At 71.4% G+C, this 20,868-nt stretch carries 21 protein-coding genes; 20 read left to right on the forward strand and 1 reads right to left on the reverse strand.

The window, feature by feature from the left end; genetic code table 11:
- Positions 1 to 166: 166 nt before the first annotated feature.
- From ftsZ to KOI35_RS19505, 14 genes are all read left to right on the forward strand, one after another.
- The gene (gene ftsZ, locus KOI35_RS19440; protein WP_215788927.1) at positions 167 to 1,306 is read left to right on the forward strand and encodes a cell division protein FtsZ; all 1,140 of its coding nucleotides are present in this window, start codon (positions 167 to 169) and stop codon (positions 1,304 to 1,306) included.
- Positions 1,303 to 2,016 carry a YggS family pyridoxal phosphate-dependent enzyme gene (locus tag KOI35_RS19445; protein ID WP_215788928.1) on the forward strand — a complete coding sequence of 238 codons (714 nt, stop codon included), beginning with the start codon at positions 1,303 to 1,305 and terminating at the stop codon, positions 2,014 to 2,016. The genes ftsZ and KOI35_RS19445 overlap by 4 nt, the downstream gene beginning before the upstream one ends.
- A gap of 235 nt (positions 2,017 to 2,251) precedes the next feature.
- Positions 2,252 to 2,956 (forward strand): cell division protein SepF, encoded by a 705-nt coding sequence (locus KOI35_RS19450; protein ID WP_215788929.1) that lies wholly within the window; start codon positions 2,252 to 2,254, stop codon positions 2,954 to 2,956.
- A gap of 45 nt (positions 2,957 to 3,001) precedes the next feature.
- Positions 3,002 to 3,307 carry a YggT family protein gene (locus KOI35_RS19455; RefSeq protein WP_215788930.1) on the forward strand — a complete coding sequence of 102 codons (306 nt, stop codon included), beginning with the start codon at positions 3,002 to 3,004 and terminating at the stop codon, positions 3,305 to 3,307.
- A gap of 43 nt (positions 3,308 to 3,350) precedes the next feature.
- Entirely contained in the window at positions 3,351 to 4,163 is an 813-nt protein-coding gene (locus KOI35_RS19460) for a DivIVA domain-containing protein (protein ID WP_215788931.1), read from the forward strand.
- Positions 4,164 to 4,192: 29 nt separating this feature from the next.
- Positions 4,193 to 4,993, forward strand: a complete 801-nt coding sequence (locus KOI35_RS19465) for a hypothetical protein (protein ID WP_215789625.1) — start codon at positions 4,193 to 4,195, stop codon at positions 4,991 to 4,993.
- Between the two features lie 133 nt (positions 4,994 to 5,126).
- Positions 5,127 to 6,671: a potassium/proton antiporter gene (locus KOI35_RS19470; protein WP_215788932.1), complete on the forward strand. Its 1,545-nt coding sequence runs from the start codon at positions 5,127 to 5,129 to the stop codon at positions 6,669 to 6,671.
- Between the two features lie 287 nt (positions 6,672 to 6,958).
- Positions 6,959 to 7,393: a TraR/DksA family transcriptional regulator gene (locus KOI35_RS19475; protein ID WP_215788933.1), complete on the forward strand. Its 435-nt coding sequence runs from the start codon at positions 6,959 to 6,961 to the stop codon at positions 7,391 to 7,393.
- Positions 7,390 to 7,980 (forward strand): signal peptidase II, encoded by a 591-nt coding sequence (lspA, locus tag KOI35_RS19480; protein ID WP_438870618.1) that lies wholly within the window; start codon positions 7,390 to 7,392, stop codon positions 7,978 to 7,980. Before KOI35_RS19475 ends, lspA begins: the two co-directional genes overlap by 4 nt.
- Positions 7,981 to 8,021: 41 nt before the next feature.
- The gene (locus KOI35_RS19485) at positions 8,022 to 8,906 is read left to right on the forward strand and encodes an RluA family pseudouridine synthase (protein WP_215789476.1); all 885 of its coding nucleotides are present in this window, start codon (positions 8,022 to 8,024) and stop codon (positions 8,904 to 8,906) included.
- 10 nt (positions 8,907 to 8,916) lie between these two features.
- Positions 8,917 to 9,903, forward strand: coding sequence for a ribosomal eL19 family protein (locus KOI35_RS19490; RefSeq protein WP_215788935.1), 987 nt, complete (start codon positions 8,917 to 8,919; stop codon positions 9,901 to 9,903).
- Between the two features lie 165 nt (positions 9,904 to 10,068).
- Entirely contained in the window at positions 10,069 to 11,502 is a 1,434-nt protein-coding gene (locus KOI35_RS19495; RefSeq protein ID WP_215788936.1) for an AAA family ATPase, read from the forward strand.
- 75 nt (positions 11,503 to 11,577) lie between these two features.
- Positions 11,578 to 15,111 (forward strand): DNA polymerase III subunit alpha, encoded by a 3,534-nt coding sequence (gene dnaE / locus KOI35_RS19500; protein WP_215788937.1) that lies wholly within the window; start codon positions 11,578 to 11,580, stop codon positions 15,109 to 15,111.
- 55 nt (positions 15,112 to 15,166) lie between these two features.
- Positions 15,167 to 15,925 (forward strand): DUF2567 domain-containing protein, encoded by a 759-nt coding sequence (locus KOI35_RS19505; protein ID WP_215788938.1) that lies wholly within the window; start codon positions 15,167 to 15,169, stop codon positions 15,923 to 15,925.
- Positions 15,926 to 15,975: 50 nt separating this feature from the next.
- Here KOI35_RS19505 and KOI35_RS19510 read toward each other — a convergent pair whose 3' ends face one another.
- Entirely contained in the window at positions 15,976 to 16,683 is a 708-nt protein-coding gene (locus KOI35_RS19510; RefSeq protein WP_215788939.1) for an LON peptidase substrate-binding domain-containing protein, read from the reverse strand.
- Positions 16,684 to 16,806: 123 nt separating this feature from the next.
- Between KOI35_RS19510 and hisD the strand changes: the two genes are divergently transcribed.
- Genes hisD through KOI35_RS19540 form a run of 6 tightly spaced genes read left to right on the forward strand, consistent with a single transcriptional unit; the run spans position 16,807 to position 20,867 of the window.
- Positions 16,807 to 18,114: a histidinol dehydrogenase gene (gene hisD, locus KOI35_RS19515; protein ID WP_215788940.1), complete on the forward strand. Its 1,308-nt coding sequence runs from the start codon at positions 16,807 to 16,809 to the stop codon at positions 18,112 to 18,114.
- Complete coding sequence (locus KOI35_RS19520) at positions 18,111 to 19,175, forward strand: histidinol-phosphate transaminase (RefSeq protein ID WP_215788941.1); 1,065 nt, start codon at positions 18,111 to 18,113, stop codon at positions 19,173 to 19,175. The genes hisD and KOI35_RS19520 overlap by 4 nt, the downstream gene beginning before the upstream one ends.
- Positions 19,172 to 19,783, forward strand: coding sequence for an imidazoleglycerol-phosphate dehydratase HisB (gene hisB / locus KOI35_RS19525; protein WP_215788942.1), 612 nt, complete (start codon positions 19,172 to 19,174; stop codon positions 19,781 to 19,783). Before KOI35_RS19520 ends, hisB begins: the two co-directional genes overlap by 4 nt.
- Positions 19,783 to 19,932, forward strand: a complete 150-nt coding sequence (locus tag KOI35_RS19530; RefSeq protein WP_215788943.1) for a CG2302 family histidine operon protein — start codon at positions 19,783 to 19,785, stop codon at positions 19,930 to 19,932. Before hisB ends, KOI35_RS19530 begins: the two co-directional genes overlap by 1 nt.
- Entirely contained in the window at positions 19,929 to 20,543 is a 615-nt protein-coding gene (hisH, locus tag KOI35_RS19535) for an imidazole glycerol phosphate synthase subunit HisH (protein WP_215788944.1), read from the forward strand. Before KOI35_RS19530 ends, hisH begins: the two co-directional genes overlap by 4 nt.
- Complete coding sequence (locus tag KOI35_RS19540) at positions 20,544 to 20,867, forward strand: hypothetical protein (RefSeq protein WP_215788945.1); 324 nt, start codon at positions 20,544 to 20,546, stop codon at positions 20,865 to 20,867.
- The last annotated feature ends 1 nt before the right edge of the window (position 20,868 follow it).

Here is a 20,868-nt window from a genome sequence, read left to right on the forward strand (position 1 = left end):
TTACGTTGCCTCCAGAGGTTGAGTGGTTGACATAACCCTAAGCCTCTAGTAGAGGGTGAGGGTTTCCTCGCCCTCCCTTGCACGGCAGCGGATGTCGAGTTGCGATTCTGGCCGGATCGCGAGGGGCCCACGACATCCGCCAACCCCGGAAGGGAAGGCTGAGCCCATGACACCTCCCCATAACTACCTGGCGGTCATCAAGGTCGTCGGGATCGGCGGCGGCGGTGTGAACGCCGTGAACCGCATGATCGAGGTCGGGCTCAAGGGCGTCGAGTTCATCGCGATCAACACCGATGCCCAGGCGCTTCTGATGAGCGACGCCGACGTCAAGCTCGACGTCGGGCGGGAACTGACCCGGGGCCTCGGCGCCGGAGCGCAGCCCGAGGTCGGCAAGAACGCCGCCGAGGACCACCGGGACGAGATCGAAGAGGTGCTCAAGGGCGCCGACATGGTCTTCGTGACGTGTGGCGAGGGCGGCGGCACCGGCACCGGCGGTGCGCCGGTGGTCGCGAACATCGCCCGCAAGCTCGGCGCGCTCACCATCGGCGTCGTCACCCGCCCGTTCTCGTTCGAGGGCAAGCGCCGCCAGGTGCAGGCCGAGTCCGGCATCGACGAGCTGCGCAACCAGTGCGACACGCTCATCGTGATCCCGAACGACCGGCTGCTCGCGCTGGGCGACCGCGGAATAAGCATGATGGACGCGTTCCGCCAGGCCGACCAGGTGCTGCTGTCCGGCGTTCAGGGCATCACCGACCTGATCACCACCCCCGGTCTGATCAACCTCGACTTCGCCGACGTCAAGAGCGTGATGAGCGGGGCCGGAAGCGCGCTCATGGGCATCGGCAGCGCCCGCGGCGACAACCGCGCGGTCGAGGCGGCCGAGAAGGCGATCTCGAGCCCGCTGCTCGAGCAGAGCATGGACGGCGCCCGCGGCGTGCTGCTCTCCATCGCCGGCGGCTCCGACCTGGGTCTGTTCGAGATCAACGACGCGGCGCAGCTGGTCACCGACGCGGCGCACCCGGACGCCAACATCATCTTCGGTGCGGTCATCGACGACGCGCTGGGCGACGAGGTGCGGGTCACCGTGATCGCGGCCGGCTTCGACGGGGGCACGCCCTCCTACAAGCCGTCCGAGCCGGCCCGCAAGGTCGTGCAGCAGCCGGCCGAGCGGACCGCGGTCACGCCGCCGGCGCCCGCCACGGCCACCTCGGCGCCCACGCCGGCGCCGGCCCAGTCCACGCCGCCGCCGCGGCGCGTGCTCTTCGACGACGTGGATGTGCCGGACTTCCTCAAGAACGGCTCGTGACCGACCCGGGACGGCGGGCCCAGCTGGCCGCCGCCCTAGACGAAGTGAACGGCCGGATCGGGCGCGCGTGCGCGGCCGCCGGCCGGACCGCGGACGAGGTCACCCTGGTCGCGGTCACCAAGACGTACCCGGCGAGCGATGTGGTGCTGCTCGCCGGGCTCGGCGTCACCGATGTCGGCGAGAACCGCGACCAGGAGGCGGCGCCCAAGGCGGACGAGGCGCGGGCCGCGGGGGCGACCCCGCGGTGGCACTTCGTCGGTCAGCTCCAGCGCAACAAGGCCCGCTCGGTGGTCCGTTACGCCGGCGTGGTGGAGTCGGTCGACTCGGTGCGGCTGGCCGAGGCCCTCGACCGGGCCGCCCGCGATCGCGCCGACCCGAGTCCGCTCGACGTTCTGGTGCAGGTCAGCATCGACGGTGACACGGCCCGCGGGGGTGCCGCCGGTGACGATCTCTGGCGCGTATCCGACACGGTGGCCGGTGCGGCCGGCCTGCGGCTGGGCGGCGTGATGGCGGTGGCCCCGATGGACTGGGAGCCGGACCGGGCGTTCGAGCTGCTGCGCGGCCTGTCCGAGCGGTTGACCGGGACGCATCCGGGCGCCACCACGATCTCGGCCGGCATGAGCGGGGACCTCGAGGCGGCCGTCCGGCACGGCGCGACACACGTCCGGATCGGCACTTCTTTGCTCGGAATGCGAAACCTGCTGCGGTAGCCTTGCGGCGGGCAGCAAACTACATGGGTGTTGTTTACGCGACACCGTCCGCGGGGCAAGTGATCTTTCCCCGGCGGCACGGCGGGGCGCGTCGACGGCGCGGCACGCCACGGGCCTTCGGACCCGTGCAAGGGGGGAATGCGGTACGCCGAGGGGGTGCGTTCCGCAGCAGCGGACGAAGGTGGGGGCACATGACGGGTCGGGTCAACGCGCGGTGGCGTGATGGGGTGAAGGCATGAGCGCGCTTCGTAAGGCGGGCGTCTGGCTGGGCCTCGTCGAAGAGGACGACGACCGCGAATACGGCAGGTACGACGAGGACGCCGCGCCCTACCGCTCTCGGAACCGGTACTCGGGAAGCCGGTACACCGAGGACGAGTTCGCCGACGACGAGGATGTCGAGGACGAGCGTCCGGTGCCGCGGGCCCGTACGGAGCGCAGCCGGCCGTCCGACCGTCTGTCGTCGCACGCCGACGTGGACGACCACGATCGGGTGGAACGTGCCGACCGGAGCGAGCGGGCCAGCGTCCGTTCGATCACCCGCCCGAGCACGGTAAGTGACAGCTCGTCTCCGCTGAGCTACTCCACGCGGGAGAATCTGGCCCTGGCGCCGGAGCCGGTGCGTCAGCCCGAGCCCCGCCCGCGGCCGGTCGAGGAGGAGCAGCGGTACCAGATCACCACGCTGCACCCGACCACTTACCGTGAGGCACGCACGATCGGGGAGCACTTCCGCGACGGCGTACCGGTCATCATCAATCTCACTGAGATGGATGAAGGGGACGCCCGCCGCCTGGTCGACTTCGCCGCCGGACTGGCCTTCGGTCTTCGCGGTACGATCGAGCGCGTCACCAACCGGGTTTTCCTGCTCTCACCGGCAAATGTCCAGGTCACCGCGGAGGACAAAGCCAAGATCGCCGAGGGCGGGTTCTTCGGTCAGGCATGATGGCGGGCACGCGCAGCCCGCCACCCAGATGGGGGATCCGCACGAGTGCTCTCGATCGTGTTCCAAATACTGTATTTAGTCGTTTACGTCTTCTTCCTCGTCCTGCTTGCCAGGTTCGTGCTGGGTGCGGTACTCCAATACGGGCGTCGGTGGCAACCCAGTCGTGGGGCATCGGCGGCCTTGGAAACGGTGTGGAGCGTCACTGATCCTCCCCTCAAGGCGTTGAGGCGTGTGATCCCCCCGCTGCGCATTGGTAACGTGAGTTTGGACCTGGCTTCCATCGTGCTGCTAGTTATCCTGTTCGTGCTCATGCAGTTCGTGCTCGTAAGACTGATCGCGAGTTTTAGCTAGACAGCAGCCTCAACTGCGGCCGCGACTGACCCGAGGAGTTTCGATGCCGCTGACCCCGGCCGACGTGCACAACGTCGCCTTCAAGAAACCCCCCATCGGCAAACGGGGGTATGACGAGGAGGAGGTCGACGCCTTCCTGGACGAGGTCGAGCGTGAGCTCGCCCGTCTGATCGAGGAGAACAACGAGCTGCGCGCCCAGGTGGAGCGCGGCGGTCGGGGTGGCGCGCCAGCCGGTCCGAGCGCCGACCCGCGCCTCGCGGCCGAGCTCAACGAGGTCAAGGCTCAGCTTGACCGTGTGCAGCGCGACAAGGCGCAGGCCGAGCAGGCCGCGCGTCAGATGCAGGCCGAGCTCGAGCAGGTCCGCGCCCAGGGCCCGGCCGGCGGTGCCGCCGCGGCGTCCGGTGCCGACGGTGAGCAGCAGGCTCTGCGGGTGCTCATGATGGCCCAGCGCACCGCCGACGACCACGTCGCCGACGCGCGCCGCGAGGCCGACAAGCTCCTCTCCGACGCCCGTTCCAAGGCGGAAGAGGTCACCCGCGAGGCCCGCGCCAAGGCCGACGCCCTCGAGCGGGACGCCCGCCAGCGGCACCAGGAAGCCATGGGCGGCCTCGACGCGAAGCGCTCCGCGCTGCAGAAGCACATCGAGGAGCTCAAGCAGTTCGAGCGGGAGTACCGCACGCGCTTGAAGGCCTACCTGGAGAGCCAGCTGCGTGACCTCGACGGCCGGGGCCAGGGCCTCGAGGCCGAGATGTCACGGGCCGACTCCGGCCGTGCCGTCGGCGGAAGCGGAGGTCTCGCCGCGGCCGGTCTGGCCGGTTCCTACGGCGGCCGCAACGCCATCGAATCCGGGCGCTGAGTCCCCCGGCACCCCGACGAGGATGAGCCATGATCGTTGTTAGCCTGCTGCTCATCCTCGTCGCGGTGACGCTGCTCGTGCTGGGCCTCACCGGCGGATCGAGCGGCCTGCTCATCAGTTCCATCGTGGCCAGCCTGATCGCCGCGGTCTTCCTGGTCATCGGCGCCCGTCAGGTCGCCGCGGCCAGGCGTGCGGCGCCGGCCGCTCCCGACGAGGAGCCGCCCGCCCCCGCTCCGGTTTCCGCCGACGAAAACTCGGTTTACGTGGCCGAGCCCGAGTTCGCGGCGGCCGCGCAGTCGTTCGAAGATCAGCGCGACACCGTCCAGTTCGACCCGGGTGACGTGGCTGCGGCCCGCCCCTCGGCCGGTCCCGACTTCGCGGCGGCCTCGGAAAGTCCCGTCGCGTCCTCGTCCGACCACCCGGCCGCGGTCCCCGCGGGCGATTTGTCAGCAGATGATATTGGTCGTCGGGATGCGGAAGATCCGGACTACGATCGCGCGTCGGCCGCCATCAACGCGGCCCGCAGCGAGATGCCGGCCCGCAGCGAGATGCCGGACGAGAGCGACGAGTTCGACGAGCCCGACGCCGACGATCCGGACGACGAGCCGCTGCCGCAGTCGGTGCAGCCGGCCGACGCCGTCCGGGTGGCCCGGCTCGACGACGAGGTGCTGGTCGTGGACGGCCGGCCCCGCTATCACCTGCCCGACTGCCCCAGCCTGGTCGATCGCCTGACCGAGCCCGTCCCGGTCGGCGAGGCGGTCGAGCTCGGCTTCAGCCCGTGCGGGCTCTGCCGGCCGGTCGACCGCCTGGTGGCGGCGGCCCGCCGCTGAGGCGGGCGGGACGAACGGGCAGCGGGTCGCGTCAGAAAGGGCAACCTGCGGTGTCTCCCGCGTGGCGGAATCGATCGGCACAATGAGGCATGCCCAACCCCGGAGTGTCCCGGCCTGACCGCACGGCGTCCCGGTGACCGGTGGTCTGGACTACGGGCTCCTGATCGGTGCCTCGGTCCTGCTGGTGGCGGTGGCGGCCGTACGCCTCTCGACCCGCCTGGGCCTGCCCAGCCTGCTCGTCTATCTCGCCATCGGCATGCTGCTCGGCGAGGCCGGGCTCGGCATCCGGTTCGACGACGCCGAACTGACCCGCACCCTGGGCTTCTGCGCGCTCATCGTGATCATCGCCGAGGGGGGCCTGACCGCCCGGTGGACCACGCTGCGCCCGGTGCTCGGTCTGTCCGTCTCGCTGGCCACGGTCGGTGTCGTGGTCAGCATCGTGGTGGTCGGGGTCGCCGTCCACCTGCTGCTCGGCCTGGGCTGGCAGCTCGCCCTGCTCTACGGCGCGGTGCTGTCCTCGACCGACGCCGCCGCGGTCTTCGCCACCCTGCGCCGCCTGCGCCTGCCCGCCCGCCTGGTGGCCACGCTCGAGGCCGAGTCCGGCATGAACGACGCGCCGGTGGTGCTGCTGGTCGTGCTGCTCAGCGCCGACCTGTCCACGATGCACCCCTGGTACTACGAGGTCGGGATCGTCACCTACGAGCTGCTGGCGGGTGCGGCCATCGGGTTCGCGGTCGGCTCGGCCGGGCGGTGGCTGCTGCGCCACGCCGCCCTGCCGTCGGCCGGGCTCTATCCGATCGCCGCGGTCGGTCTGACCGTTCTCGCGTACGCCGGTGGGGCGGTGGCCCACGCCTCCGGGTTCCTGGCCGTCTACGTCGCCGGAGTGGTGCTCGGCAACGGCCGGGTGCCGCACCGCCGCGCCATCCTCGGTTTCGCCGACGGCCTGGCCTGGGTCGCCCAGATCGGGCTGTTCGTGCTGCTCGGGTTGCTCGCCTCGCCCCGCCGGCTGGACGAGGCGCTGGTGCCCGCGCTGGTCGCCGGGGTCGCGCTGGTGCTGCTGGCCCGGCCGCTGTCGGTGGTGATCTCGGCCGTGCTGGCCCGGCCGGTCCGTGGTCCGCGCCGCCCCGGCAACCGGGTCGGCTGGCGGGGGAGCGCGTTCCTGTCCTGGGCCGGCCTGCGTGGCGCCGTGCCGATCGTGCTGGCCACGATCCCGCTCTCGGCCGGCACGCCCGGCGCCCGGGGCCTCTTCGACGCCGTGTTCGTGCTGGTCATCATCTTCACGCTGCTGCAGGCGAGCACGCTCGGCCCGGCCGCCCGGCTGCTTCGGGTGACCGCGCCCGGTGAGGCGGCCGAGGTGCACGTCGAGACGGCGCCGCTCGAGCGGATGAACGCCGACCTGCTGCAGGTGGACGTGGCCGAGCAGTCCCGGCTGGCCGGGGTCTACGTCGACGAGCTGCGCCTGCCCAAGGGAGCCTCGGTGACGCTGGTGGTGCGGGACGGCTCCGGTTTCGTGCCCGGCCTCGACACCCGGCTCCGCACCGGCGACTCCCTGCTGATCGTGGCCACCGCGGCCGCCCGGGACGAGGCCGAGCGACGCCTGCGCGCGGTGAGCCGCCGTGGCCGCCTGGCCCGCTGGTTCGGCGAGGAGGGCGCGGACCAGCCTTCGTCGGGTATTTGACGCACCTTTCGGGGCGATTGAACAGACCTATCCGATACGGGCTGTTGTCGGTGCGGTATACGTTCCGTATCCTTGCCACCCACACCGGTGCGCGGCTGTTCGTTCGGCCGCGCCGTTTGTGCAGGTGGGGGAAGATCTACTGCGCGGCCACGCGGGACCGGAGGCGTGAGCCGGTCGCCGGGTGGGAACCGCTACAACTCGACGGGAAGAACCGGCCGGCTCCAGGGGCGGCCGCCGGGTCTCAGGGACGCCGATCGCCGCGCGGGCGCGTGGCCGAGGGAGCGACGATGGTCAAGGCAACCGGTACCAAGTCGGCCGCGAGCGGCAAGACCGACCAGAAGGGCGCCGGCATGCGCACGCGCAGCGCCGCCGAGACCGAGAAGATCCGGGTCGCGCTGGTCGAGCGGCGTGACGAGCTGCAGACCGAGTACGACACCTCGATCACCGAGCTCACCGAGCTCCAGCGGGGCCGCCTGGACGACTCGGCCGGCGACGACCAGGCCGACACCGGCACCAAGACGCTCGAGCGTGAGCAGGAGATCACTCTGGCGAACAATCTGCTGGAGCGGATCACTCAGGTGGAACGCGCCATCGACCGCCTCGGCGAGGGCAACTACGGTTGGTGCGAGCGATGCGGCAACGCGATCCCGGTCGAGCGACTGGCGGCGTTCCCGTCCGCGACTCTCTGTGTGCACTGCAAGCAGCTGGAGGAAAGACGCTGAACGCCGACGAGCAGGCGGGGGCGACCACGGTGGACGAGCCGGAGCCGGGGCGCCGGCCCGGGTTCAGCGGTCGCGCCGTGGCGGTGCTGGGTGCCACCGCCGTCATCGCCGTGGCCATCGACCAGTGGGTCAAGTGGCTGTCGACCGAGAACCTCGAGGAGGGCCACCCGGTCCGCATCCTCGGTGGCCTGATCTATCTGTCGCTGCTCCGCAACGCGGGTGCCGCCTTCAGCCTGGGCAGCGACTACACCTGGGTCTTCCCGGTGATCACGCTGATCGTGGTCGGCTGGATCGCCTGGATGGCGATGCGGCTGCGGTCGGTGCCGTGGGCGCTGGCTCTCGGCCTCGTGCTCGGCGGTGCGCTCGGCAATCTCGGCGATCGCCTGTTCCGGGCCCCCGGCGTGCTGCACGGACACGTGGTCGACATGATCAGCGTCTTCGGGCCGTACGGGGAGTACTTCGCCATCTTCAACATCGCGGACAGCTGTCTGAGCGTCGGCGTCGTGCTCGCCGTGCTGCTCGAACTCACCGGCCGGCAGCGGGACGGCAGCCGGATCTCGGTCCGGAAGAAGAAAGAAGCCCAGTGAGCTCGCAGCGTTCCCTCCCCGTTCCCGACGGACTCGACGGGATGCGTCTCGACCAGGCCGTCTCGCGGTTGTTCGGGTTGTCCCGCACGGCCGCGGCCACCCTGGTCGAGAGCGGCGACGCGCTGGTCGACGGCTTCCCGCGCCCGAAGTCGGACAAGGTCGCGGCCGGCTCCTGGCTCGAGGTCACCCTGCCCGCACCGGTGGCGGCCCCGGCGGTGGTGGCCGAGACCGTGCACGGCCTCAAGATCATCTACAGCGACGACGACATCGTCGTGGTCGACAAGCCGGTCGGCGTGGCCGCGCACCCGAGCCCCGGCTGGACCGGCCCGACCGTGGTGGGCGGGCTGGCCGCGATCGGGCAGAACGTCGCGACCAGCGGCGCCGCCGAGCGGCAGGGCGTGGTGCACCGGCTCGACGTGGGCACCACCGGCATCATGGTGGTGGCCAAGAGCGAGATGGCGTACAGCGCCCTCAAGCGGGCCTTCAAGGAGCGCGAGGTCGACAAGCGCTACCACGCCGTCGTGCAGGGCCACCTCGATCCGCTGCGGGGCACCATCGACGCGCCGATCGACCGGCACCCGACCGCCGATTACCGGTTCGCCGTGATGTCGACCGGCAAGCCCAGCGTGACGCACTACGACACGGTCGAGGCGTTCCGCTCGGCCAGCCTGGTCGACGTGAAGCTCGAGACCGGCCGCACCCACCAGATCCGGGTGCACTTCTCGGCCATGCGGCACCCGTGCGTCGGCGACCAGCAGTACGGGGCCGACCCCACGCTGGCCGCCCGGCTCGAGCTGAGCCGGCAGTGGCTGCACGCCCGCGAGTTGTCCTTCCTGCACCCGCGCACCCACGACGAGGTGCGTTTCGTGAGCGACTACCCGGCCGACCTGTCGCACGCGCTGAGCGTGCTGCAGGACGCGAGCTGACGGTTCCCCCGTGCGGCCCGTCCCCGTGACCGGCGGCTTTCCCGCCGTACGGGTGGCGGCCACCGTCGTGGCCGTCACGGCCGGGGTCGCGCTGCTGGGCCTGATCTGGGCCGGCCGGGGCGGCGTCACGCCACCACCGGACGACCCGGCGGACGTCGTACGGGTGGGCGTGGTGCAGGGGCAGTCGGTGCTCGGCTATCTCGACGCCACCCGGGACGAGCTGGCCGCGCTGACCGATCCGTCGGCCCCGGCCGCCGGGGAGACGTGGGCGCTGGTGAGCCTGGACGGCTACGTCGCGGCCGGGATGCTGCCCGATCTGTTCTCCGGTTCGGCCGTCGCCCAGGTGTACGCCCGGGTGCCGCTCCCCGGCACGCACACCCCGGTGGTTCGGATCCCGGTCTACCGGCTTCCGGCCGATGTGCTTTCGGGCATGCTCGACACGGCCCTGGACCGCGACCGGGAGTACGCCGAATACGAGCAACTGGCCCGCCGGGTCACCGCCGGCGACGAGGGCGGGCAGCGCGCGCGACAGGCCTACGCGACGGCCGCCCGCACCGCCTCGCAGGAGGCCTCGGCCTACCGGTCGGGCTGTTCCTGCGTCTTCGCGGCCGTGGTCAGGGCCGCGCCGGCCGCGCTGCGGGAACTGGCCGACCGGCACGGCGTCCGCGCGGTCGACCCGGCCCCCGAGGTGCGGCGGCTCGACCGCACCGAGTTCCGTCCGCCGCTGCCCGAGCAGACCGGCACCGTCCCGCCCGAGCCGTCCCGCCCGCCGGCCGCGTCCGCCGGCGCTGTGCCATCCGGGGCAACGGGCATTGCTTCGCGGACTCCCGCGCCGATAGTGTCGTCCGCCGGGGCGCCTGTGACATCTGCCTCATCCGATGTCACCGGAGACACGGCCCTGCCTTCCAACCCGGCACCGGAGGCTCGTTCTGTCGTACCCTCGGCCACGGACGCGACTCCTGCTCACGATGCGACCAGCCGCTCGGCAGCACCTTGAACCCCGCCCGGCCGTTAGTTTCTTCGTCCGCCGGGGGCGCTGCCTGTGACGGTTCCGGTACTTCAGAACAGGCAGTGGCCCGATCGGGGTTAGCTCCGTAGCCTGTCAGGGGCGAGGGGCCCGGGCGTGGGTTTCCATCGAGAGCATGTGCAGGGAGGACGAGCCGTGGACGGGACCGAGACCGGCTGGGGCCGGCCTGCGGAACCAGCCCCGCGCTGGCGGGCGCTGCTCGACCGCGCCCGGCACGGTTCCCGCCAGGCCGAGGAACAGCCCGAGCCGGAGCGCGAGGCTCCGCCGGCGCCGCCCCAGCAGTACGGGCAGCCGTTGCCGACCCGTCGCCCGATCAACCCGCTGGAGGCGCGCGGGCAGTACGGCGCCGGCCGGCACGACCAGCGCCAGCCCGAGGCGCCGGCGCAGCCCGAGCCCCGCCCGATGCCGCAGCGGCCGGTCAACCCGCTCGACCCGCGCTGGCAGGCCCGGCAGTCCGACCTCAACGGCGGTGGCCGGCGGGCCGCCACCCCGCCGCCGGCACCGGCCCCCGTGCCGCCCGCCGAGGAACCGCACAGCTTCTTCAGCCCGTCCGCGCGCCCGCCGGTGGCACCGCCCCCGGGGCGCGACTACCCGCAGGTCAGGGCCTCGGCCGCCGCTCCCATGGCGCCGCCGCAGCCGATCGCCCAGCCCCTCGTCCCGGTGGCCCAGCCCGTTCCGGTGGCCCAGCCGATCTCGCTCGCGCCGCAGCCCACCTCGCCGGCCGCCGCCCGCATCGAGTGGCGTCAGGGCCGCACCGACGACGAGCTCGAGCGGGCCGTCGCGGTGATGCGCCGCAAGCTCGGCAAGCCGCGGGTGCTGGCCTTCGCCAACCCCAAGGGCGGGGTGCACAAGACCACGGCGACCGTGCTGGCCGCGGCCACCATCGGCAGCGTCCGCGGCCGGGGTGTGCTGGCCTGGGACGACAACGAGCTGCGGGGCACCCTCGGCCTGCGGGCCGGCAGTGCCCGGCACGCTCGGACGATCAAGCACCTGCTGGCCGACCTGATGCAGATCGAGAACCTGCACGGCGACTCGCTGCTGCAGGAACTCGACGGCTATCTGCGGCACGCCTCCGACGGGTCCTACGACGTGCTCGCCGGCGAGGAGAACCCGCGTTTCGCGGCCCGGCTCGATCAGGCCACCGTGCGCCGGGTGATGGACCTGCTGCGCCGCACCCACGACGTGATCTGCGTCGACACCGGCAACAACGTCGAGAGCGTGAACTGGCAGACCGTGATGCGCCAGGCCGACCAGCTGGTGATCACCACCGTGCCCCGCGAGGACGCCGCGTTCACCGCCGACTGGATGCTCGACGTGCTCGACGACAGCGGCATGGGTGACCTGGTCTCCAACGCGGTCACGCTGATCTCGTGCCCCTCGCCGGGGCCGCTGCCGCTGCTCAACGACTTCGCCAAGCACTTCGCCACCCGCACCCGCGCGGTCGCGATCGTGCCCTACGACCAGGCGCTCGAGGTGGGCTCCTCGATCGAGTACGCCGACCTCCAGCAGGAGACGCGCACGGCGTGGCTCAAGGCGGCCTCTGTGATGATCGAGCCATTCGCCGAATGACACGCGTGTAGCCCTCGTTCTTGTCGGGGGGTCCGGCTAAAGTCGCTGGGTCGTCACAACTTAAGGGGGCCCCGGGTGTCTGACTCGTTCGTGCATCTCCACGTGCACACCGAGTATTCGATGCTCGACGGGGCCGCCCGGGTCAAGGAACTGCTGGCCGAGGCCAAACGGCTCGGTATGCCGGCCGCCGCGATCACCGATCACGGCAACATGCACGGCGCCTACGACTTCTACACCCAGGCCAAGGCGGCCGAGGTGATCCCGGTGATCGGCGTCGAGGCCTACGTCGCCCCCGACTCGCGCGACAACAAGAGCCGGGTCAAGTGGGGCCGGCCGGAGCAGAAGAGCGACGACATCTCGGGCAACGGCGCCTACACCCACATGACCATGTGGGCCCGCAACGCCGTCGGGCTGAAGAACCTGTTCCGCCTCAACTCGCGGGCGTCGATCGAGGGCCAGCTCGGTAAATACCCGCGGATGGACTTCGACATCATCGCCGAGCACGCCGAGGGCATCATGGGCACCACCGGCTGCCCGTCCGGCGCGGTGCAGACCCGCCTGCGGCTCGGCCAGTTCGACGAGGCGCTCGCGTCCGCCGCGAAATACCAGGAAGCCCTGGGCAAGGAAAACTACTTCCTCGAGATCATGGACCACGGTCTGTCGATCGAGAAGCGGGTCCGTGACGGCCTGATCGAGATCGGGCAGAAACTCGGCATCCCGCCGCTGGTCACCAACGACTCGCACTACACCCACGAGGCCCAGGCCTCGGCCCACGACGTGCTGCTGTGCGTGCAGACCGGCAGCAACGTGGCCGACCCCAACCGGTTCCGCTTCGACGGCGCGGGCTACTTCGTGAAGTCGGCCGACCAGATGCGCGCGGTCGACTCGTCCGAGGCGTGGCTGGAGGGCTGCCGCAACACGCTGCTGGTGGCCTCCCGGGTCGACACCGAGGGCATGTTCACCTTCAAGAACCTGATGCCCCGGTTCCCGATCCCCGAGGGCTACACCGAAGAGGATTACTTCCGCCACGTCGCGTTCGAGGGCCTGCGCAACCGGTTCCCCGACGGCATCCCCGACACGCACATCAAGCAGGCGGAATACGAGCTCGGCGTGATCATCTCGATGGGCTTCCCGGCCTACTTCCTGGTGGTCGCCGACTTCATCCAGTGGTCCAAGCGCAACGGCATCGCGGTCGGCCCCGGGCGTGGCTCGGCGGCGGGTTCCCTGATCGCGTACGCGATGGGCATCACCGACCTCGACCCGCTGCCGCACGGCCTGATCTTCGAGCGGTTCCTCAACCCCGAGCGCATCTCGATGCCCGACGTCGACATCGACTTCGACGAGCGCCGGCGCGGTGAGGTCATCCGCTATGTGACCGAGCGCTGGGGCGACGACAAGGTCGCCCAGATCGCCACCTTCGGCACGATCAAGGCCAAGGCCGCGATCAAGGACTCGGCGCGCGTGCTGGGCTACCCGTTCGCGGTCGGTGACCGGATCACCAAGGCGCTGCCGCCCGACGTCATGGGCAAGGGCATCCCGCTGTCCGGCATCTTCGACAAGGAGCACAAGCGCTACAGCGAGGCGGGCGAGGTCCGCACGCTCTACGAGACCGACCCCGACGTCAAAAAGGTGATCGACACCGCCCGGGGCATCGAGGGCCTGATCCGGCAGACCGGTGTCCACGCGGCCGGCGTGATCATGTCGGCCGAGCCGATCATCGACCACATCCCACTGATGCGGCGCGCCTCCGACGGCGTCATCATCACCCAGTTCGACTACCCGACGTGCGAGACGCTCGGCCTGCTCAAGATGGACTTCCTGGGCCTGCGCAACCTGACGATCCTCGACGACGCGGTCAAGAACATCAAGCTCAACCACGACCTCGACCTCGACCTGCTGGCACTGCCGCTGGACGACAAGCCGGCCTACGAGCTGCTGGCCCGCGGCGACACGCTCGGCGTCTTCCAGCTCGACGGCGGGCCCATGCGGTCGCTGCTGCGGCTGATGAAGCCGGACAACTTCGAAGACATCTCGGCCGTGCTGGCGCTCTACCGCCCCGGCCCGATGGGCGTCGAGTCGCACACCAACTACGCCCTGCGCAAGAACAAGCTGCAGGACATCACCCCGATCCACCCCGAACTGGCCGAGCCGCTGGCCGAGATCCTCGAACCCACGTACGGGCTGATCGTCTATCAGGAGCAGGTGCAGCGCGCCGCGCAGATCCTGGCCGGTTACAGCCTCGGCCAGGCCGACCTGCTGCGCCGGGCCATGGGTAAGAAGAAGAAGGAGATCCTGGACAAGGAGTTCGGCCCGTTCCAGCAGGGATGCATGGACAACGGCTACTCCAAGGAGGCCATCCAGGCGGTGTGGGACGTACTGGTCCCGTTCGCCGGCTACGCCTTCAACAAGGCCCACTCGGCGGCGTACGGCCTGGTCTCCTACTGGACGGCCTATCTCAAGGCGCACTACCCGGCCGAATACATGGGTGGTCTGCTCACCAGCGTCGGCGACGACAAGGACAAGATGGCGATGTACCTGGCCGAGTGCCGGCGCATGGGCATCCAGGTCCTCCCGCCCGACGTCAACGAGTCGGCCGGCCCGTTCACCCCGGTCGGCAAGGACATCCGCTTCGGCCTGGCCGCGGTGCGCAACGTCGGCAACAACGTGGTCGACGCGATCGCCCGCTGCCGCGAGGAGAAGGGCAAGTATCAGGACTTCTACGACTTCCTGTCCAAGGTCGACGCGGTCGCCTGCAACAAGAAGACGATTGAATCCCTGATCAAGGCGGGCGCGTTCGACTCGATGGGCCACAGCCGCAAGGGCCTGCTGGCCGTGCACGCCGAGGCCATCGACGCCTACGCGGACGTCAAGCGCAACGAGGCGGCCGGCCAGTTCGACCTGTTCGGGGCGTTCGGCGACACCGACGGCGGCAGTGCGGCCACGGTGGCCATGCCGCCCATCGGCGACTCCGAGTGGGACAAGCGCGACAAGCTGGCCTTCGAGCGCGAGATGCTCGGCCTCTACGTCAGCGACCACCCCCTGGCCGGGCTCGAGCAGCTGCTGCACAACGCGGCCGACACCACGATCGCCGCGCTCAACGAGGAGGGGTCGGTTCCCGACGGCCAGATCGTCACGCTGGCCGGCATCCTCACCGGCGTGCAGCGGCGCATCACCAAGCAGGGCCGGGCCTGGGCCTCGGCCACGCTGGAAGACCTGGCCGGTGGTGTCGAGGCGCTGTTCTTCCCCAACACCTACGAAGTGATCGGGCAGTACATCGCCGAAGACGCGATCGTCGTGGTCAAGGGCCGGGTCGACCGGCGCGACGACACCCCGCGCATCATGGCGATGGACATGTCGCTGCCCGACATCAGCACCAACCCGGACAGCAAGCCGGTCACGCTGACCATGCCGATCACCCGGTGCACGCCGCCGCTGGTGGCCGAGCTCAAGGAGATCCTGACCAGCCACCCGGGCGACTCCGAGGTGCACGTCCACCTGCAGAACGGCAGCCGCACGACGCTGCTGCGGCTGGGCGCGGTGCGGGTGGCGCCGACCCCGGCGCTGCGGGCCGACCTCAAGATGATCCTCGGTCCGTCCGCGGTGGCCTGACGCCGGTGCACCGGGCATGCGGGACGCCACGCGCGACACCTGGCAGGATCGTAGGGTGAACGCGAGTCAGGAACCGGCCGAATACGGCGGGCCGCCGGAGGGCGGGGGCTACGAGCTCGCGCACCCGTCCGGGCCGGCCGAGGAGCAGACCGGCCTCGGCCGGGCGTGGAACCTGCGCATGTCGGCGGGCCGGCCCTGGAAGAGGACGCTCACCGTCGCCCTCGTGACCTTCGGAGTGATCGTCGTGCTCGGCGGGCCGCTCGGCCTGCTGTGGCGGGCGCTGGCCCCGTCGGTCCCGGTGATCAACGCCGGTCAGGGCGGCATCGTGGTGAACGACCCGTCGCCCGAGGAATACATCGCCGCCGACGGCTGGTTCACCCTGCTCGGCCTCGGTTTCGGGCTGCTCGTGGCGATCGCCGCGTGGTTCGCGCTGCGCCGCGACCGGGGGCCGTTCCTGCTGCTCAGCGTCGTGCTGGGCGCGCTCGGGGCGGGCTGGCTGGTGGCGCCGTGGGCGGGCGAGCTGATCGGTCACGCCGACTATCAGAGCTGGGCCGACTCGGCCCAGCAGGGTGCGACCTATCTGGCGCCGCCCGAGGTGCACTCGCTCGGGCCGACGCTGGTGCCGGCCTTCGCCGCGGCGATCGTGCTCACGCTGATGGCCGGCTGGTCCAACGACCCCGACCTCGACCAGCCGGGCGCCCAGCCCGGCTACGGCCCCAACAACCAGTACGGCCCCGGCCAGTACGAGTCCGGCCGGTACGGCGACGACCCGCCGCCGGTCGACGACTACCCGCCGGCCCAGCCGCTGCGTTGACCGGAAGCCGGCTCGGGCCGCTCGTTGACCGGAAGCCGGCTCGGCCGACGCTAGTTGGGGCTGGCCGGGCGGGCCAGGTCGCTCAGCGGCACCGGGACCGCGCGGACCCGGGCCAGCAGGCCGGATTCGCGGTTGAGCAGCTTGAGCTCGGTGCGCAGGCGGGTCGCCGTGTCGGGGGCCGAGAGCAGCAGCTGGCGCTCGTCGGTGGTCAGCTGGGCGGTGGCCGCGATCAGGTGGGACAGCACGGTCGCGTCGCCGGGCACCGCGTCGAGCGCCTCGGAGTCGGGGCGCAGCAGTTCGAGATAGGCCCGGAAGGCGGCCAGGGCCCGGGGTGCCAGCAGCTCGGCCGTCTGGTCGGCGGGCTCGTCGGGCAGCCACTCGACTTCGGCCGTCAGGTAGGGTTCCTCGCCCTGGGCGACGTCTTTGACCGTGAACCGGCGCCGGCCCACCGTCATGATGTCGTAGCGGCCGTCGGGCAGCTCGGTGACCTGTCGGAGCTCGGCCGTGCAGCCGGTCGGGTAGAGATCGTCGGCCACCAGCGGCGCCACCTCGGGGGCGGGCCCGTCGGCGCCCTCGGGCGCGGGCGCCTCGGCCCCGCGGCGCAGCGTCACCACGCCGAACTCGTGCGGACCTTCCTCGGGACTGGTCACCAGCTCACGCACGAGGGTGCGGTAGCGCTCCTCGAAAATGTGCAGGGGCAGCACCAGGCCGGGAAACAGCACCGTACCCAGGGGGAACACCGGCAGCCGCTTGCTCACGGGTTCAGCCTATCGGTCGGCCCCCCATGGTCAACCCGCCGCTACCGGGTGATCACTGTCCCAAGACTCGGGCCCGCCTGCGGCGACGACGGTTTCGCCGGGGCCACGGCCTAGACTGGCGGCGTGCTGAACCGGATCGACCTGCGCGGCTCCACCCGTGACCCGCGAGGCCTGCTGCCCCGTGCCCAGCTCGACGTCTCCGTGGCCGTCGAGCAGATCCGCCCGGTCGTCGAGGCGGTTCATGAGCATGGCTTCGCCGCGATCCGCGACGCCACCCAGCGGTTCGACGGGGTCACCCTCGAGCGGCTGCGGGTGCCCGCGGCCGCGATCGCCGCGGCCGCCGACGTGCTCGAGCCCGACGTCCGGGCCGCTCTCGAGGTGGTCATCGAGCGGGCCCGCAAGGTGCACGCCGACCAGCGGCGCACCGACGTGACGACCCAGGTGGCCGACGGCGGCACGGTCACCGAGCGCTGGATCCCCGTACGGCGTGTGGGTCTCTATGTTCCGGGTGGCCTGGCCGTCTATCCGTCCACCGTGGTCATGAACGTGGTGCCCGCGCAGGAGGCGGGCGTCGAGTCGCTGGTCGTGGCCAGCCCGCCGCAGAAGGAGAACGGCGGCCTGCCCGACTCCCGGGTGCTGGCGGCGTGCGCGCTGCTCGGCGTGACCGAGGTCTACGCGGTCGGCGGCGCCCAGGCGATCGCCATGCTCGGCTACGGCGCCGACGGGGCCGACGAGAGCGACCGCTGCGAGCCGGTCGACGTCATCACCGGCCCGGGCAACATCTGGGTCACCGCGGCCAAGCGCATGCTCCGCGGCGCGGTCGGCATCGACGCCGAGGCCGGCCCGACCGAGATCGCGATCCTGGCCGACGACACGGCCGACCCCCGGCACGTGGCGGCCGACCTGATCAGCCAGGCCGAGCACGACCCGCTGGCCGCCAGCGTGCTGGTCACCGACTCCGAGGCGCTGGCCGCGGCGGTCGACACCGAACTGGTGCGCCAGGTGGCGAGCACCAAGCACGCGGCCCGGGTGCAGACCGCGCTGGGCGGCGAGCAGTCCGGCGTCGTGCTGGTCGACGACCTCGAGCAGGGCCTGCGGGTGGTCGACGCCTACGCGGCCGAACACCTCGAGATCCAGACCCGTGACGCGCGCCAGTGGGCCCTGCGGGTCCGCAACGCCGGGGCGATCTTCGTGGGGGCGTGGTCGCCGGTGTCGCTGGGCGACTACGCGGCCGGGTCCAACCACGTGCTGCCCACCGGCGGGTGCGCGCGGCACTCGTCCGGCCTGTCGGTGCAGTCGTTCCTGCGCGGCGTGCACGTCATCGAGTACGGCCAGGAGGCACTGCGCGACGTGGCCGGCCACGTGGTGGCGCTGGCCAACGCGGAAGACCTGCCGGCGCACGGCGACGCGGTGGCGGTGCGGTTCTCATGACGACGATCGACGACCTGCCCATCCGTGATGACCTGCGGGGCAAGACGCCGTACGGCGCTCCGCAGCTCGACGTCGCGGTGCGGCTGAACACCAACGAGAACTCGTACCCGCTGCCCGACGCCGTGGTCGACGCGATCGCCAAGGCGGTGCAGGCCGAGCTGCGCGACCTCAACCGCTATCCCGACCGTGACGCCGTGGCGCTGCGGTCCGACCTGGCCGGCTATCTCGGGCACGGGCTGACCGGGGCGAACACCTGGGCGGCGAACGGGTCGAACGAGATCCAGCAGCAGCTGCTGCAGGCGTTCGCCGGTCCGGGCCGCACGGCGCTGGGTTTCGGCCCGTCCTATTCGATGCATCCGCTGCTGGCCCAGGGCACCGGCAGCCGCTGGGTCGGCGCGCTGCGTGATCCCGACTTCGGGCTCACCCCGGCCGCCGCCGTCGAGCAGATCGAGCAGCACGACCCCGATCTGATCTTCCTGTGCTCGCCCAACAACCCGACCGGCACGGCGCTCGACCCCGGGGTGGTCACGGCCGTGCTCGAGGCGGCGCGCGGCATGGTCATCGTCGACGAGGCGTACGCGGAATTCGCCCGCCCCGGCGTGCCGAGCGCCCTCACCCTGCTGGCGGGCCACCCGCGCCTGGTCGTCACCCGCACGATGAGCAAGGCGTTCGGGTTCGCCGGGGGTCGCCTGGGCTACCTGGCCGCCGACCCGGCCGTGGTCGACGCGGTGCAGCTGGTCCGGCTGCCCTACCACCTGTCCGCGCTGACCCAGGCCGCGGCCCGCGCCGCCCTGGCCCAGCGGGACGCCCTGCTCGCCACCGTCGAGGTGATCAAGCAGCAGCGTGACCGCATCGTCGCGACGCTCCGCGGGCGCGGGATGAAGGTCGCCGACAGCGACGCCAACTTCGTGCTGTTCGAGGTCGGCGGCGACCAGAAAATCGCCTGGCAGCGGCTGCTCGACCGCGGTGTACTGATCCGCGACGTCGGCCTGCCGGGCTGGCTACGTGTGACCGCCGGGACCCCGGCCGAGACCGATGCTTTCTTGGAGGCCCTGCAGTGAGCCGCACCGCGCGCGTCGAGCGTGTCACCAACGAGACCAAGGTGCTCGTCGAGATCGACCTCGACGGCACCGGCAAGGGCGACCTGAGCACCGGGGTCGGCTTCTACGACCACATGCTCAACCAGCTCGCCCGGCACGGCGGCTTCGACCTCACCGTCCGCTGCGAGGGCGACCTCGAGATCGACGCGCACCACACGATGGAAGACACGGCCATCGCGCTCGGTGACGCGTTCTCGCGCGCTCTGGGTGACAAGGCGGGCATCCGCCGCTACGGGTCGGCGACCATCCCGATGGACGAGGTGCTGGTGCGGGCCGCGGTCGACCTGTCCGGCCGGCCCTACATCGTGCACGACGAGCCCGAGCTGGCGCCGTACATCGGGCCGGTCTACCCGACCAGCATGACCCGGCACATCTTCGAGTCGTTCGGCCACGCCGCCAGGCTGACCCTGCACGTCAGCGTGCTGCGGGCGGCCCGCGACGGCGGCAAGCCGGACGCCCACCACGTGGTCGAGACGCAGTTCAAGGCGTTCTCGCGGGCGCTGCGCGAGGCCGTCGAGATCGACCCGCGCAACGCCGGTCAGCTGCCCTCGACCAAGGGCGTGCTCTGATGGCCATCGCGCTCTTCATCCTGGCCGGGTTCCTCGTCGGCGGCGTGATCCAGCTGGTCAAGTCGGGCGCCACCAAGTTCAGCATCGGCCTGGTCGGAGCCCTCGCGGCGCTGGCCACGGCCGGTGGCGTGCTGTGGTCTCTGCCATGACCAGCGTCGTGGTGCTCGACTACGGATCGGGCAACCTCCGATCGGCCGAAAGAGCGGTTTCCCGTACGGGCGTGCGGGTCACCGTCACCAGCGACCTGACCGCCGCGGCGGAGGCGGACGGCCTGGTCGTCCCCGGTGTCGGCGCCTACGCGGCGTGCATGGCCGGCATCGACGAGATCGACGCCGGCCCGATGATCGCCGCGCGGGTCGCCGCCGGGCGCCCGGTGCTCGGCATCTGCGTGGGCATGCAGATCCTGTTCGACGCCGGGGTCGAGCACGGCGTCGAGACCAAGGGGCTGGGCCTGCTGCCCGGCGTGGTCGACCGGCTGAGCGCCGAGCGGATCCCGCACATGGGCTGGAACACGGTCGACGTCGCCGAGGGGTCCCGGCTGTTCGACGGGCTCACCCCGGATGCCCGGTTCTACTTCGTCCACTCGTACGCGGCCAATGATCTCGAAGCGTTGACGACCGCGAAGGTGACCACGGCCAGCCACGACCGGCCGTTCGCGGCGGCGGTCGAGCTGGGCCCGCTCAGCGCCGCCCAGTTCCACCCCGAGAAGTCGGGCGACGCCGGGTTCGCGCTGCTGCGCAACTGGGTCGCCGGCCTGTAGATGTCCAAGGAACGTGCCCGCCGGCGGGCCGAGCGTCTCGCCGTGCACGAGAAGGAGAAGGCCGCCCGGGCCCGCAAGGTGGACCGGCGGCAGCGCCGTCGCCGGCTCATCACCAAGCTGACCCCGGGACCCCGCCGCAGTTCCGGCCAGATCTACCGCCGGAGCCGCGGCGAACGGCTCGGCATCCTGCTCGTCCCGCTGGTCGCCGTCGCCGCCGTCTGGCTGTGGGTGCCCGAGACGGCGCTGCGCATCGTGCTCACCGCGGTGATCGTCCTCGCCGCGCCGGCCCTCGTGGTCGTCGTCCTCGGCCGCAAGGCCGGATAAA

The sequence above is a fragment of the Paractinoplanes bogorensis genome (assembly GCF_018829635.1).
Classification (GTDB): domain Bacteria; phylum Actinomycetota; class Actinomycetes; order Mycobacteriales; family Micromonosporaceae; genus Actinoplanes; species Actinoplanes bogorensis.

Bases quoted from the DNA above. Each gene is read 5' to 3' on its own strand.
- ftsZ (WP_215788927.1), top strand. From the start codon at position 167: ATGACACCTCCCCATAACTACCTGGCGGTCATCAAGGTCGTCGGGATC.
- KOI35_RS19450 (WP_215788929.1), top strand. From the start codon at position 2,252: ATGAGCGCGCTTCGTAAGGCGGGCGTCTGGCTGGGCCTCGTCGAAGAG.
- KOI35_RS19460 (WP_215788931.1), top strand. From the start codon at position 3,351: ATGCCGCTGACCCCGGCCGACGTGCACAACGTCGCCTTCAAGAAACCC.
- KOI35_RS19465 (WP_215789625.1), top strand. From the start codon at position 4,193: ATGATCGTTGTTAGCCTGCTGCTCATCCTCGTCGCGGTGACGCTGCTC.
- KOI35_RS19475 (WP_215788933.1), top strand. From the start codon at position 6,959: ATGGTCAAGGCAACCGGTACCAAGTCGGCCGCGAGCGGCAAGACCGAC.
- KOI35_RS19485 (WP_215789476.1), top strand. From the start codon at position 8,022: ATGCGTCTCGACCAGGCCGTCTCGCGGTTGTTCGGGTTGTCCCGCACG.
- KOI35_RS19520 (WP_215788941.1), top strand. From the start codon at position 18,111: ATGACGACGATCGACGACCTGCCCATCCGTGATGACCTGCGGGGCAAG.
- KOI35_RS19530 (WP_215788943.1), top strand. From the start codon at position 19,783: ATGGCCATCGCGCTCTTCATCCTGGCCGGGTTCCTCGTCGGCGGCGTG.
- hisH (WP_215788944.1), top strand. From the start codon at position 19,929: ATGACCAGCGTCGTGGTGCTCGACTACGGATCGGGCAACCTCCGATCG.
- KOI35_RS19540 (WP_215788945.1), top strand. From the start codon at position 20,544: ATGTCCAAGGAACGTGCCCGCCGGCGGGCCGAGCGTCTCGCCGTGCAC.